Annotated in this window: 12 protein-coding genes; 9 read left to right on the plus strand and 3 right to left on the minus strand. The window is 39.7% G+C overall.

Going from position 1 to position 14,280, the window contains the following annotated elements:
- Window positions 1–122: 122 nt before the first annotated feature.
- From ABTV71_RS25340 to ABTV71_RS25350, 3 genes are all read right to left on the minus strand, one after another.
- On the minus strand, window positions 123–2,393 hold the full coding sequence (locus tag ABTV71_RS25340) for a transglycosylase domain-containing protein (protein WP_121120566.1): 2,271 nt from the start codon (window positions 2,391–2,393) through the stop codon (window positions 123–125).
- A 298-nt stretch (window positions 2,394–2,691) separates the two neighbouring features.
- Window positions 2,692–3,171: a 2-C-methyl-D-erythritol 2,4-cyclodiphosphate synthase gene (gene ispF, locus ABTV71_RS25345; protein ID WP_433901484.1), complete on the minus strand. Its 480-nt coding sequence runs from the start codon at window positions 3,169–3,171 to the stop codon at window positions 2,692–2,694.
- 324 nt (window positions 3,172–3,495) lie between these two features.
- On the minus strand, window positions 3,496–4,314 hold the full coding sequence (locus ABTV71_RS25350; protein ID WP_433901485.1) for a glycogen/starch synthase: 819 nt from the start codon (window positions 4,312–4,314) through the stop codon (window positions 3,496–3,498).
- 148 nt (window positions 4,315–4,462) lie between these two features.
- Between ABTV71_RS25350 and panC the strand changes: the two genes are divergently transcribed.
- From panC to ABTV71_RS25395, 9 genes are all read left to right on the plus strand, one after another.
- Window positions 4,463–5,311 carry a pantoate--beta-alanine ligase gene (gene panC, locus ABTV71_RS25355; RefSeq protein WP_433901486.1) on the plus strand — a complete coding sequence of 283 codons (849 nt, stop codon included), beginning with the start codon at window positions 4,463–4,465 and terminating at the stop codon, window positions 5,309–5,311.
- Between the two features lie 24 nt (window positions 5,312–5,335).
- Window positions 5,336–5,686: an aspartate 1-decarboxylase gene (panD, locus tag ABTV71_RS25360; protein ID WP_121120570.1), complete on the plus strand. Its 351-nt coding sequence runs from the start codon at window positions 5,336–5,338 to the stop codon at window positions 5,684–5,686.
- Between the two features lie 110 nt (window positions 5,687–5,796).
- Window positions 5,797–6,159 carry a hypothetical protein gene (locus tag ABTV71_RS25365; protein ID WP_433901487.1) on the plus strand — a complete coding sequence of 121 codons (363 nt, stop codon included), beginning with the start codon at window positions 5,797–5,799 and terminating at the stop codon, window positions 6,157–6,159.
- A 369-nt stretch (window positions 6,160–6,528) separates the two neighbouring features.
- A complete protein-coding gene (locus ABTV71_RS25370) occupies window positions 6,529–8,865 on the plus strand; it encodes a TonB-dependent receptor (protein ID WP_433901488.1) in 2,337 nt (778 codons plus the stop codon).
- A 40-nt stretch (window positions 8,866–8,905) separates the two neighbouring features.
- A complete protein-coding gene (locus tag ABTV71_RS25375) occupies window positions 8,906–9,373 on the plus strand; it encodes a thioredoxin family protein (RefSeq protein WP_433901489.1) in 468 nt (155 codons plus the stop codon).
- A 75-nt stretch (window positions 9,374–9,448) separates the two neighbouring features.
- Window positions 9,449–10,138 carry an FKBP-type peptidyl-prolyl cis-trans isomerase gene (locus ABTV71_RS25380; protein ID WP_121120574.1) on the plus strand — a complete coding sequence of 230 codons (690 nt, stop codon included), beginning with the start codon at window positions 9,449–9,451 and terminating at the stop codon, window positions 10,136–10,138.
- Window positions 10,139–10,209: 71 nt separating this feature from the next.
- On the plus strand, window positions 10,210–10,860 hold the full coding sequence (locus ABTV71_RS25385) for an FKBP-type peptidyl-prolyl cis-trans isomerase (RefSeq protein ID WP_433901490.1): 651 nt from the start codon (window positions 10,210–10,212) through the stop codon (window positions 10,858–10,860).
- A gap of 69 nt (window positions 10,861–10,929) precedes the next feature.
- Window positions 10,930–11,532, plus strand: coding sequence for an FKBP-type peptidyl-prolyl cis-trans isomerase (locus ABTV71_RS25390; RefSeq protein WP_121120576.1), 603 nt, complete (start codon window positions 10,930–10,932; stop codon window positions 11,530–11,532).
- 883 nt (window positions 11,533–12,415) lie between these two features.
- Window positions 12,416–14,059: an NAD+ synthase gene (locus ABTV71_RS25395; protein WP_433901491.1), complete on the plus strand. Its 1,644-nt coding sequence runs from the start codon at window positions 12,416–12,418 to the stop codon at window positions 14,057–14,059.
- Window positions 14,060–14,280: the final 221 nt, after the last annotated feature.

Below are 14,280 nucleotides of genomic sequence, written 5' to 3' on the forward strand. Positions count from 1 at the left end.
TCGAACCAAAGCCTCCATGATCACATCTGAAAAGTCAAAACAAGAAAATGAAGACCATTTGTAAGCCGCAGGCTTGTCCAACCAGAATCTCAATACGCAATACTAACTACTCAATACTAAGATTAAAATCCCAAACGGTCATCCTTTAGTTTCGGCTCATCCTTAGTGCTTGAGTCTGTAGATCCGTCTTCGACATCAGAGCCGCCACCACCCCAATACTGATTACAGTCAATAACGCGGGTAAGTCCACCCTGCGGTTGTTCGAAATCACCTTTCGTATATTTTAAGTTTGAATCTTTGTAGACCTTTTGCATAAAGAAAGCAAAGACTGGCATAGCTGCGGCAGCCCCCTGCCCATATTCCATCCGGTCAAAACTGATTCCGCGATCCTCTGCTCCCGTCCAGACCCCTGTAACCAATTCTGGAGTAATACCGATAAACCATGCATCAGAATTGTCATTGGTTGTACCCGTTTTACCACCGATCGGATTGGTGAGCTTGTATTTCCACTGAATACGTCGTGCAGTACCCTGAGATACAACTTTTTTCAGCATATCAACAATAATATAAGCGGACTCGCTATTCAGCGCTTTAACAACTTTCGGTGCCTTATCATAGATTGGTGTACCATTTTTGTCTTCTATCCGTAAAATCGCTGTTGGTTCGATCCAGGTACCCTGATTAACGAAGGCAGAATAAGCGCCGACCATATCAAAGACCGATGCTTCGTAGGCGCCTAAGGAAATGGAAGGATAATTAGGTATATCGCTTGTTATTCCCATGCGTTTGGTTAATGCAGCAACCTCTGCTGCACCTACTTCATGCACGAGATAAGCCGTAGCATAGTTTTGGGAATAGGCTAATGCTTTTGCCAGGGTAATCGGGTTACCTCCTTGCGCATTTCCGCGTGGTGTCCAACCGTTGTAAGTTTGTTGGTAATTAGGAATACTATAACAAGGCGAATAACCGTTATCGATAGCCACTGCGTAGGTAAATGGCTTAGCCGTAGACCCTACCTGCCGTGTTCCCATTTTAACCTGGTCATATTTGAAGTGGTCAAAATCAATTCCGCCAACCCAAGCTTTAATATGACCTGTTTTTGGTTCCATGGACATCATGGCATTCCGTAGCATTAGCTTGTTGTATTTAATGGAATCCATTGGCGTCATCATGGTATCTTTACTGCCTTTCCAGGTGAAAATATTCATCGCAACTTTCACATTGAAGGCTTTTTTGATCTGATCGTCATTTAATCCCTCTTCGCGTAATATCCGATAACGATCAGAACGTTTCATTCCACTGATCAGCAGTTTCGCTTTATCTCCTTTGAACGGATCCCTATTTTTCCACTGCGCTGAAAATTTCGATTGCAACTGCTTCATCCATTCTTTCTGCGCATCCTCAGCATACTGTTGCATGGACATATTGATGGTCGTATAGATCTTTAATCCATCGCGATCCAAGTCATAAGGTGTCCCGTCAGCTTTAACAATCTTAAGATTAGCAAATTCCTTCTTAATCTGATCCTTCAATACAGCTCTAAAATAAGGTGCCAGCCCTTCCCCGTAGTTTGCGATTTTCAATTCCAGTCCGAGTGGCTTCTCCTTCGCATTCGATGCTTCTTCGGCAGAAATAAAATTGGCCGCCACCATATTATTTAATACAGTGTTACGCCGAATTTTTGACTTCTCAGGATACCTTACGGGTGAATAAGCTCCCGGACCTTTCAACATGCCCACTAAAAGCGCCGCTTGTTCAGCAGTTAATTTATCCGGCGTGGTATTGAAATAAGTTCGGGCTGCAGATTTTATCCCAAATGTATTATATGCACCGAAATCCACCGTATTGAAATACATGGTAATAATCTCATCCTTAGTATAATTTCTTTCCAGACGGACAGCAGTCACCCACTCTTGAAATTTTTGGATAACCCGTTTTAAAAAGTTCTTTTGGCGGCCATCAGAAAAAAGATTCAGCGCCAGCTGTTGCGTAATGGTACTTCCCCCCTGTTTATTGCCGGTCAATGTATGGAAGATCACGGTAAAGGTACGTGAATAATCTATCCCAGAATGGTCATAGAAGCGCTTGTCCTCTGTGGATACCAATGCTTTGACCAAATAGGGAGACAGCTCACTGTATTTAACATTCGACCGGTTCTGTACATAATAAGTCCCTAATACTTTATGATCCTCCGTAATGACCTCAGACGCTAAATTGCTTTTTGGATTTTCCAGATCGTTAAACGAAGGCAATTTTCCAAATAGTCCAAGGCGTATACTCAATATAAACAGGAATCCCAAGGCTACAATACCGATAATGATCTTCCAAAAATTGAACGTATATCGTTTTATATCGCCTTCAGTAAGTTGATTTTTTTTTGATACTCGCTTCATCTATTTACTAAATTTCATGTGCAAATATTATTCATTTATGCTTGTTTTCATTGGCATTGATGAATGTACTGCATTTTGTTTTTTAAGGCTACATGGAATATCCAGTTTTTTGATCCGTGTCTATTTTTTTTATTTGGATATTTCACTATTTGCTCTTATATAGACTTCAATATGATTTTAATGTCCACTCTATCAGATAATGTGCCAAAGAATGCTTCATGGCAAAGGTATTACTAATTCATTCAAAAGTTTGCATGAAAACATGAAAATGTTTCCTTTTACCAAGTTGATGAGGATATTATACCCGTTCTATCAAACAGACAGCATAAGCAACGACTCCCTCTTGCCTACCGATAAAACCCATTGTTTCATTAGTGGTTGCTTTGATGGAAATATCATCCGCATCCAGACCTGTAGCTTCAGCAAGTTTGACCTTCATCTGTGGAATATAAGGCTTGATTTTAGGTGCTTCAAGGCAAAGCATCGCATCAATATTGCCAAGTTGATATCCTTTTGCCTGAATCAATTTCATACATTCTTTCAACAGCAACAAGCTACTGATCCCTTTCCAGCGCATATCCGTATTGGGGAAGTGATAACCGATGTCTTCCAGGTTTGCAGCGCCCAAAATAGCATCACAGATGGCGTGGACCAACACATCGGCATCTGAGTGACCAAAAGCTCCTGCATGATGCTCCAACTGTACTCCTCCAACAATAAATGGATGCCCCGCCTTTATTTGATGGACATCAAACCCAAATCCTACCTTGATTTTCATGATTACTATTAAATTATGAGAATACGTTTTTCAACGTAATAAATAAGTTCGTTTCGCTTTGTTTGTTCTGTAAAAGATGCCTCATACCTAGTCCATTTATTTACTTCACAAGCTTAAATTGTGACCACGATACTTTTATAGCTACGAAGATAACATTTTAGTACTGATATTTTGAAATGGAGTTTAGCATCGGACATGATCTTCTGCTTTAACTGCTGGCTACCAATAGCGGTATAATCCGAATAACAAAGGGCTATTTCGTCGGAAATAGCCCTTTTTAATAATTTATTGTCTGTTTGTTTTACTCAACCTTTCAGGATGGAGCTATACTTCCACTTCTTCGGGCGCAAACTGATCATATACTTCGCCAAATGCATCGTAATCCTGATCACCGTTAGGTTCAAAAACCTGAATATCTTTGGATCTGGCAAAATCAACAATCTCTGTATTGACATTTTCATCAGCTACGACAACCATATCCGTAAAATGCAATGCACCTTTATAGATTGCTTCATAGCTACCATCACCATACACTTGCGCATCCTCAGCTTTAAAAGCACCTTCCGGAGCCATTTCGGCATACTTTGAACCCAATGTACCTTTGAACTCTTCGTTAAACAAAGAATACATCACTTTTGCATCCTTAAATGTAGGGTCATCCTTGTACGTTGTTTTCACGTAAGCAGGCACCAAAGCAGAAAACCATCCATGACAGTGTACTACATCAGGTGACCAGCCTAATTTCTTAACAGTTTCCAACGCTCCTTTACAGAAGAACACCGAACGCTCATTATTGTCTGCAAAGAATTCGCCATGCTCATCACTAAAAACTTTTTTACGCTGAAAGTAGTCCTCGTTATCCAAGAAATACACCTGCATCCGGGCTGCAGGCAGTGAAGCTACTTTAATAATTAGCGGATTATCATTATTATCCACAACAATGTTCAAGCCTGAAAGACGAATCACCTCATGTAATCTATTTCTACGCTCATTGATATTCCCAAAACGAGGCATCAAGATTCGGATTTCAAAACCCTTCTCTTGCATCGCTTGAGGCAGTTGACGTGTAATTTCAGAAATTTTGGTTAATTCGAGGAAAGGCGACATCTCGTGAGTAATAAACAATATCTTCGTTTTTGCCATCTCCAGTTATTTTTATTTATTATTTTCGAACAGTAAAATCGGTCTACAAAGGTACAAAAAAAATACTTACCATGCAATTTACTATCAATCATCGTTTTATATTCCCAAAATAATATGCAACTTTGCGAACAAAAAACTATTCAGCAAAGTGGAAATTTTCAAAACGAAAGCATCCCTCCAAGCACATCTCCAAAAAGCACGCTCGGCAGGTAAAAAGATAGCCTTGATCCCCACCATGGGAGCACTTCATGAAGGGCATTTGTCGTTATTAGATTATGCCAAACCCATCAGTGATATTCGTGTTTGTAGCATTTTTGTCAACCCTACGCAGTTTAACGACCCCAAGGACCTGGAGAAATATCCACGTCCGATTGAAAATGATATCAGGCTACTGGAGTCCGTCGATTGTGACATTTTATTTATGCCAAGTGTAGAAGAAATGTATCCCGATCAAGACGAAAATTGGCATATTGACCTTGGCGAACTGGATCAAATATGGGAAGGTGAAAAACGTCCGGGCCATTTTCAGGGTGTAACACAGGTAGTCTATAAATTGTTTACTCTAGTACAGCCCGATATTGCCTGCTTCGGTCAAAAGGATTTTCAGCAGGTCATGGTCATCAAACGTATGATCGAAATTAAAGATCTTCCAATTCAATTGGCGATCTGCCCAATAATCAGGGATGAACACGGTTTAGCCTTGAGCTCCAGAAATATGCGCCTGAGCGAAGAAGGAAAAACAAAAGCCCGCGCACTTTCGCGTTCGTTACAATATGTAAAAGATCATCTTGCAGACAACATTGACCTACAAGAAATTAAAGAGAAAGCCCTTACTATTTTGACACAGACAAAGGGAGTAACAGTCGAATATTTTGCGATCTGTGAAAGCAACTCTTTAAAAGAAGTTGAGCGGATTGATGCCAGTAAACAGTATGTGGTACTGGTAACAGCCTGGGTTGAAGGCGTTCGTCTTATTGATAATATGACGTTAGCTTAATAAAAAAAATTTTACCTTTGCGCCATGGTAATAGAAGTAATGAAATCCAAGATTCACCGCGTGAAAGTCACACAGGCGGAATTGAATTATGTGGGTAGTATCACGATAGATGAAGATTTGATGGATGCTGCAAATATCATCGCTAACGAGAAAGTTCAGATCGTAAATAATAACAATGGGGCCCGCCTGGAAACGTATGTGATTCCCGGACAGCGCGGATCGGGCACGATCTGTTTAAATGGAGCTGCCGCACGGTTAGTACAGGTTGGCGATATCGTTATTATTATTTCTTATGCAACAATGGACTTTGAGGAGGCTAAGCAGTTTCAGCCTTCTTTAGTTTTTCCGGACGACAACAATCATTTGATCAGATAGTATCGAACTAGCGACTCCAATACTTAATAATAATTTTATCCAGTAGACACACCTACTGCTAAATAAAAATCGTATTTTTGAAGCGTTACTTTATCAAGTAGCGCTTTTTTATGGAATTAAAAACAACAAGAAACCTGCGTCAGCTTATCGCATCATTCCAATTGGCTTTGATGTCGCTGATTATTATTTCTGGTGTTGTTTTTATGCACAAAGAGGTAAAATCGACTGGGGAAATCGTGATGCACACGCACCCGTATGATTTTACAAAGAAAGAAAAGCCTCAGGAAACCGATGACCAGATCGATTATCTGAATGTCATCTATCAAAACACATATGTTCAGACGGAATTCATCGTTCTCGAGCTTCCAGCACCAAAGGAAATTCAGACAACAAGTTACTCTTCGATCTGTCCAGAAGTTGCCCGTATTTCAACTAGTCCCTATTACCTCCGAGGACCTCCCCGCTTAGCATAAAAACATTTATTTTTTTTAATCAAACGTACCGTGAAATAACATCAGGCAATGCCGCCGGCATTTGTCAGTTGCTTTATTTCCAGAATCGAAAAATTGATCAAGATCGTGGGTTGCCCACTGTTGCACCTGTTCATATTTAATGATTAAAAGAAAACGGTAGATTGGCTGCAGGTGAGGGATCTGCAGTCCAAAGATCTTAGTACATCTTAAGACTAAGTTATATAGTCAATGTTATATGATACAGCTGACAGGCAAGATTCTAAAATTAGCATCACCCCTGTCTATAGCGAAAAGTATGCAATATAAAAGATTATAAGCTTTTAGGATTAAGATCTCAAAACGAAGTACTCCATACTCAATCTTATAAAAATGCTAAAGCAATATACGTTGCTGGCTACACTAATAGCCGGCACATCCACCATATACGCACAATCACCTCTGGAGGGATATTTATTCAATAAAAACCGTGAAGCCATTGCTTCTGGCACATTGACCATAAAGAACAGCAAATCAGCCACAACATCAGATGCTGATGGACACTTTAAATTCAATAACCTGACTACGCCCAAAGTAACTTTAAATATTTCCGCTGTAGGTTATCGCTCACTGACAAAAGTGATCAGTTTGGACACCTTAAAATCACCGCTTCAGGTCCAGCTCGACGAAGACAATCTTAATCTCGACGAGGTTGTCGTTTCGGCTACCCGTTACGGTGTCAAACGTAAGGATGCACCGGTTGTGGTCAATGTCATTGGTCCAAAACTATTCAATGCGACACAATCCGTCGCAATGTCAGAGACATTAAATTATCAACCCGGTGTTCGGGTGGAAAATAACTGTCAAAATTGTGGTTTTTCGCAGGTTAGGCTCAATGGTCTTGAAGGTCCATATTCACAGATATTAATCAACAGTAGAGCTGTTTTTTCGGCATTAAACAGTGTCTATGGATTGGATCAGATCCCGACCAGCATGATTGACAGGATCGAAGTTGTCCGTAGTGGCGGCTCAGCACTATTCGGTGCCAATGCCATCGCCGGAACTATCAATATCATTACGAAAGATCCCGTCGAGAATGACTGGCAGGTAAAATCCACCAATTCATTGATCGGCGGCAAAAGCTGGGACAATACCGTAGACTTCAATACTTCTCTTGTGGCGGAGGACTTAAAAACCGGTGCAACATTTTATGGCATGCACCGTAATAGGGAATCTTATGACGCTAATGGCGATGGATTTTCTGAGATCACCAAGCTTCGGAATACTACGTTTGGCACCAAGGTGTTTTACAAACCGAGCGATCTGGATAAAATTACCATTGATTTCAGCACGGTCAATGAATTCCGTCGGGGTGGAGATCAGCTTGATAAAGCGCCCCACCTGACTCAGATCACAGAGCAATTGCAAACCAGCTCCATTGTCGGGGGAATCACCTACGATCATTATTCCGAAGATTACAAACACAAACTGTCGGCTTACGGTTCCGTTCAGAAAACCGCACGGAACAGCTATTATGGCGGTCTTGGCGGCGGAACCACACTCGCTGACAGTACGCTTGCATCCAATTCGTATGGAAAGACAAACGACATTGCGTTAGTTGTTGGAAGTCAATACACCTACAATTTTGAAAAGGATGTATTTACTGCTGGCGTAGAGTTTTCATACAATGATACACAGGATGAAATACCCGGATACAAACGCACTATCGATCAGCAAAACAAAGGATTAGGAACTTATGCACAATATGAATGGAAACCTTTTGCGACATTAAAAACGCTGATCGGTGCCCGTTACGACTACACCTATGTCGATGGCAAATACAGTCTTGCAGGCATAGATCGGAATTCGGATCAACGTTTCGGAACTTTCAGCCCACGTTTAACCGTGCTGTATGATCTGACAAAAGACCTCCAATTCAGAGGTGGATATGCACGTGGATTTCGGGCTCCACAGGCCTTTAATGAAGATATGCACGTCACCTCTATCGGAGGTAATCAGGTTTTTGTCCTGATTGGCGAGAACTTAAAAACCGAATATTCCAATGCTTATACGGGTTCCTTCAGTTACAACAAGAATTTTGGAAATGTACAGACAAGCTTTCTTGTCGAAGGCTTCTACACGGACCTCAACAATCAATTTGTGAATGTTATGGCTTCAGAAAAAGACGGACTGATCATTCAAGAGATGCAGAATGGCGAAGGAGCACGTGTATATGGTTCTAACATCGAAATCAATATTGCCCCTTCATCCTGGCTTTCCTTCCAGACCGGAGGAACAATCCAACGCTCGCGTTATAAAAAAGATCAGCTGATCTATGAAGGCAAAGAGGATACCCATGATATCTGGACAAAGAAATATGTCCGGACACCCAATATCTACGGTTATATGAACACAAACCTAAAAGCGACCAAACGATTTGCAGTCGATCTGACAGGAGTATATACAGGTAAAATGATTGTGCCACATATCCAGCAAGATATTATGACCTTAAAAAATGCAAGAGATTTTGTTGAATTGAACCTACGCTTGGGATATACTCTGCCTGTACATAAGGATTTTAGTATCGAGTTCTTTGGTGGTGTACAGAATATGTTCAACGCCTTTCAAAAGGATTTTGACAAAGGTGCATTACGGGATTCGGACTATATCTATGGCCCTACACGTCCACGAACATATACCTTCGGTGTTCGGGTAGGACATTTTCATTAGGAAATTGCCATCGGGAGAAATAGACGTTAATAAAAAAACAATGAAATATTGCCGGAAAATAAGCATGCTATTGATCGCATTATTTTATCCGCTCCTCCATTTTGGACAGGAGCGGATAAATTGGGTCAGTTTTGAACAGCTCGATTCTTTACTTGCAGTCGAGCCGCGGGAGACCCTTATTTTTATCCATACCGACTGGTGCTCATATTGCCGGAAGATGGAACGGGAGATATTCACCAAGCAGAATCTTGTCACCGTGATCAATAAAAATTATTATGCAGTCAGTTTAGACGCGGAATCTGCGCAGGAAATTACTTTTGATCAGAGCGTTTGGAAGCCGAAATCCAACAAAAAAAGAACTGGCCAGCATCATCCTTTGGCGTTAGCGTTATTGAATGGGAAACAGATGGTTTTCCCAAGCCTTCTTCGATTTGACAAGGAGTTTCGCTTAAAAAATATACAACAAAAATACCTGAACTCAAAAGAGTTAAATGATTTTTTAGAATAATTTAACATATTTGTGTAGCGAAACCAAACGAACGTGCGTTTGGAATCTTATAATTAATACACACTTTAAGAAATTATGAAAAATATCACGAAATTTTTAATGGCATTTTTGTGTCTGGGAATGATCTTCGCGTCTTGTAATAAAGATAATTTTGACTGGGATGAATATTACAGACAACAAGAGGAAGCTATCAAAAGGGAGAAGGCAAGGCAAGATTCTTTATATAAAGATCAAGCTCCTTTATTATTAGAATATGCGCAAAAAAACTTTAAAAACGAAGCCGGACAGCCAAATTATGTTGTAGATGATTCAACTAAGATTGTTTATCAAATTTTAAGCCCCGGAGACAAAACCTCTTACACTTATAAAGCTCAGGTTGGAAATGGAGGCTATGTAATTACGTCGCCATCGGTAACAATCAACTTCAAAGGACAATTGTTGAACGGAACTGTATTCGATCAAAGTAAAGAGGGTACGCCGACTAATTATAGCAACTTAAGTCCTGCGATCAATAAGTATGGCGGTTCGTGGTACTATGCATTTATCCCTAAAGTAATTAGTCAAGATGGTCGAGAGTTAAAATTCAATGGGCTAACAGCCACAGGCTTAGTGAAAGGATCCAAAATTCGTTTTGTAGCACCATCTTATTTGGGTTTTGATCAAAAAGAATTTAAAGATGGAAGTGAAAAAGTAACGGTTCCTGTAAATACACCCGTTGCTTATGAAATTGAAGTTACCGCAATTGCTGCAGCCACTTCAAACTAAAAAACATACTATTTAAAGAAGCCATTTTCATCCCGAGAATGGCTTCTTTAAATTAAAATTAACATAATACCATGAAAAAACTACTTTCTGCCCTATTCTTTGGACTAACACTGACCTCGATCTTTTTTGCCAGCTGTAACAAAGACAATTTTGACTATGCCGCTTGGGAAAGAGAACAGTTGGAAAAACAACGCATTCAGGATTCCATCAACAAAAAGCGCGTTGAAGAACAATTTCCTATTATCAAGAAATATGTGGCGGACAACCAGCTTCAGAATGTACTATATATTGATTCTCTAGGTCTAGCCTACCAGCTTTTAGCTACTGGAGAGGAGAGCTCATACACCTATTCATTTAATTCCAACGGTGGAATTATTGCTCCTGATGCGACGGTAAAATACATTGGTAAACTTGTTCCCAGTGGCACAATATTCCAACAGACCGAAGAGGGAAAAACAGCTACATTGAATTTATCCAGCGTTATCACAGCTTGGCAGATCGCTTTTCTTCCGAAATCCATATCGTATAATGGCAAGGACATTCCAACAGGAGGAATTACGCCAACAGGTCTAAAAAAAGGATCTAAAATACGCATCATTACCCCGTCTCCTTGGGCTTACGGTGATACGGGCAAACAAGGCTCTTCCGCTTCAGACGTTTCGATTCCAGCTAAATCACCTTTAGATTTTACAATTGAGGTTGTTGATATTAAAAATAAATAGTCTTACAAAAAACACAATAGGTCTTCAAAAACCATCCAAAAAAGTTTTTGAAGACCTATTAACCGTGCTATGAATAAATTTTTATCGCCTTTATTTTTAGGAATCGTAGCCCTCGCTCTACTGAATGTTGTTAGCTGCAATAAAAACGACGATATCCCTATTTATAATGCGACTGAGCAATTTAAGACAGATTCCGTCCTACTTAAAAATTATGTTGACAGCTGGTTTCCTGATGCACAGTATGATGCAGAAACGGGAATATGGTATGAGATGCTTGCCACAGGAACGGGTAACTATAACTATAAAATAGTAGATACACTAAATGCAAAACATCTCAAATTTTCTCCTACCGTAAAATATGTAGGAAAACTTTTGAATGGGAATATCTTTGATCAAACGGAAGCAGGCAAAACATCAACCTTCAACATTAGAACAAATACAGGCTATCAATATCCCTTCGACAGCACAATTATTCCGGCTTGGACATTCGCCTTCGCACCAAAAAGGATTGGAGATATGAAATTAGGAGGGCTGACCGAAAAAGGGCTTCAAAAAGGCTCCAAGATCCATATTGTGGTACCTTCCAGATGGGCGCATGGGAGTCTAGCAATGGGTAAAATCCCTGCTAATTCTCCATTGGATTTTGTTATCGAAGTCGTAGACATCAAATAAGATCCTTCAACACAAAAAACCGGTAATATTTTTAAAATACAAACGTAAAGACGTCTAAAGCAACTTCTGATTTTAGGTGTTTTCTATTTCTTCCTGTTAATCACAATATAATCTTATCAAAAATATCGTATTATATTTCCCCTTGGCTACTGGAAAATAGGAATATGCTCAAAATAATAAATCCCAACTAGAACAATAAGTGCATTTCCCGACTTAGGAATCCAGCCGAGTAAAGCTCCATGTCTGACCGGTATAATAAGTGAATAGGAAGAGCTTTTAAACAACAAAAGCTCGAAGTGGGGAACTCCGAGCTTTACCTAACCAATTATTAACCTAAATTATGAAAAGTTCTTTATATATTATTTTGTATATATCTTTCTGTTTTGATATATCAAAGGTAACACACATTCCCTTTCATGTCAAGAAATTTAACAGCATTTAACGTTGTTAAAATTATGTTAAAACAATTTAGCAAATTGTAACAGGCTAGTGACCATGTTTGAATAATATTTATTGTGAAATAAATTAACCAATAGATATAATTAACGATAATAATGCACGAAAGAATTCATTGGAAGCTTTTAAATATATTCTGAAGCAGTATTGTTCAAGATTCGACGAAGTGTGTAAGACCATATCATGGTCTTCAAAATCAGAGAATTAAACGGCCAATTTTTAAGAAAAAAATAAGCAAGGCAATGAAAGCCTGAATTCTTTTAGAAAACAATATCAATAAACAAACACTTTCAATAAAAAGGAATAAATTTGTGTAAGAGCTTTTGTCAGTATACACTACGTTTAATGAAGTGCGTTAAAAAATAGGAAACTATCAGAATTTTCTTGACGACACTTGCCATCTAATAAATTGAAAAAAGAAATAGGAATGAAAATAGCTTTAGCACAATTGAATTACCATATTGGTAATTTTGAAGCAAATACAAAAAAAATAATTCATGCCATCAACCAAGCCAAAGAAGCATCGGCAGATCTTATCATATTTGCAGAACTCGCTATCGGAGGTTATCCGGCCAAAGACCTGCTGCGAAGTAAGGTATTTAAACAACAGTGCAACGCCGCTATTCACCAGATTGCAGCTCACTGCCAGGACATTGCCTGTATCATCGGTGCGCCTGTCACAAACAGCGATCCTGAAGGAAAAGCACTTTACAATACCGCCATATTTATCGAACAGGGAGCTGTTCGAAATATTGTAAAAAAGGGTTTATTACCAGATTACGATGTATTTGATGAATACCGATACTTTGAACCCAACAAGCGTTTTGATTGCATCACATTGAACGGTGTAAAAATTGCCCTGACCATATGTGAAGATCTTTGGGACGACGATGAGGGCGGCAACTCATATGTAGGTGACCCTATGGCCGAACTCCGAAAAGAGAACCCTGATCTACTGATCAATATTGCAGCTTCGCCATTCTCGTACACACATTTTGAAGAGCGTGTTAAAGTGCTTTCCCGTCAGGTCGTGAAATCCAATCGTCCACTGATATATGTCAACCAAGTGGGGGCACATATGGATATTATTTTTGACGGCAGATCACTTGCGCTCAACAACGACGGAACAAAGGTCGCTGAATTAAAACGATTTGAAGAAGACCTACAGTATGTCACCTATCATCAGAAAAATATTACTTCAACCACCGCTCCGACAAAAGATCCTATAACAGAGATTGCCTTGATCCATGACGCATTGATTTTGGGATTACGTGATTATTTCCAAAAATCAGGATTCAAAAGAGCAGTATTAGGTTTATCAGGAGGATTAGATTCAGCCTTGGTTGCTGCCCTGGCCTGTGAAGCACTCGGCGCAGATAATGTGCTTTCCATTTTAATGCCTTCTGTCTATTCCTCAGATCATTCCATCAAAGATGCAATGGACTTGGTGACCAATACCGGCTGCAAACACCATATCGTCCCCATTAAAGATATCGCTTCAGCATACGAAAATACACTCGCTCCACTTTTCGAAGGTTTGAAACACGATACCACCGAAGAAAATATACAGGCGCGTGCACGTGCTGTTATCTTGATGGCCGTATCAAACAAGTTTGGCAATATCCTATTAAACACTTCCAATAAAAGCGAGGCCGCTGTTGGTTACGGCACCTTATACGGCGATATGGCAGGCTCCATTTCGGTCATTGGCGACGTCTATAAATCCAAAGCTTATGAACTGGCTCGTTATATCAATCGGGAGCGTGAAATTATCCCGGTCAACACCATTGAGAAGGCCCCCTCAGCCGAATTGCGTCCCGATCAGAAAGACTCGGATTCCCTACCGGAGTACGACCTACTGGATAACATCTTATATGAATTGATTGAAAATGAAAAGAGCGGTTCCGAAGTTGTAGCAATGGGATTCGAAAAAGCGTTAGTAGAAAGAGTGAGTAAATTGTTGGACAATGCTGAATTTAAACGCTTTCAGGCACCGCCAATCCTGCGGGTGAGCCCCAAAGCTTTTGGTACGGGAAGACAGATTCCACTAGTAGCAAAATATCCATATTAATTTTACAATTAGCATTAAACCATATTTATAGTTTTTTGTCTAACATTAATAAATTAAAATCCGTGCTGTACAGTACAAAAATGAATTGCCATAATAATTGCTTTGGCTTGCTTAGAGGCCGCCAGAGCGAATAGTTAAGAAAGTTTAAAACAATTTAAATAAATATAAGTTCCATATAGGCCATGAAATCTTCATGAATATACAGCTAACAAGCAAAACAA

The organism is Sphingobacterium puteale (genome assembly GCF_050986225.1).
In the GTDB taxonomy this organism is placed as follows: Bacteria; Bacteroidota; Bacteroidia; order Sphingobacteriales; family Sphingobacteriaceae; genus Sphingobacterium; species Sphingobacterium puteale.

What these genes read in the sequence shown, in the direction of transcription:
- ABTV71_RS25385 (WP_433901490.1), top strand. Translation starts at nt 10,210, where the DNA reads ATGAAAAAACTACTTTCTGCCCTATTCTTTGGACTAACACTGACCTCG.
- ABTV71_RS25380 (WP_121120574.1), top strand. Translation starts at nt 9,449, where the DNA reads ATGAAAAATATCACGAAATTTTTAATGGCATTTTTGTGTCTGGGAATG.
- ABTV71_RS25370 (WP_433901488.1), top strand. Translation starts at nt 6,529, where the DNA reads ATGCTAAAGCAATATACGTTGCTGGCTACACTAATAGCCGGCACATCC.
- ABTV71_RS25390 (WP_121120576.1), top strand. Translation starts at nt 10,930, where the DNA reads ATGAATAAATTTTTATCGCCTTTATTTTTAGGAATCGTAGCCCTCGCT.
- ABTV71_RS25365 (WP_433901487.1), top strand. Translation starts at nt 5,797, where the DNA reads ATGGAATTAAAAACAACAAGAAACCTGCGTCAGCTTATCGCATCATTC.
- panD (WP_121120570.1), top strand. Translation starts at nt 5,336, where the DNA reads ATGGTAATAGAAGTAATGAAATCCAAGATTCACCGCGTGAAAGTCACA.
- ABTV71_RS25340 (WP_121120566.1), bottom strand. Translation starts at nt 2,393, where the DNA reads ATGAAGCGAGTATCAAAAAAAAATCAACTTACTGAAGGCGATATAAAA.
- ABTV71_RS25395 (WP_433901491.1), top strand. Translation starts at nt 12,416, where the DNA reads ATGAAAATAGCTTTAGCACAATTGAATTACCATATTGGTAATTTTGAA.
- ABTV71_RS25350 (WP_433901485.1), bottom strand. Translation starts at nt 4,314, where the DNA reads ATGGCAAAAACGAAGATATTGTTTATTACTCACGAGATGTCGCCTTTC.
- ABTV71_RS25375 (WP_433901489.1), top strand. Translation starts at nt 8,906, where the DNA reads ATGAAATATTGCCGGAAAATAAGCATGCTATTGATCGCATTATTTTAT.
- ispF (WP_433901484.1), bottom strand. Translation starts at nt 3,171, where the DNA reads ATGAAAATCAAGGTAGGATTTGGGTTTGATGTCCATCAAATAAAGGCG.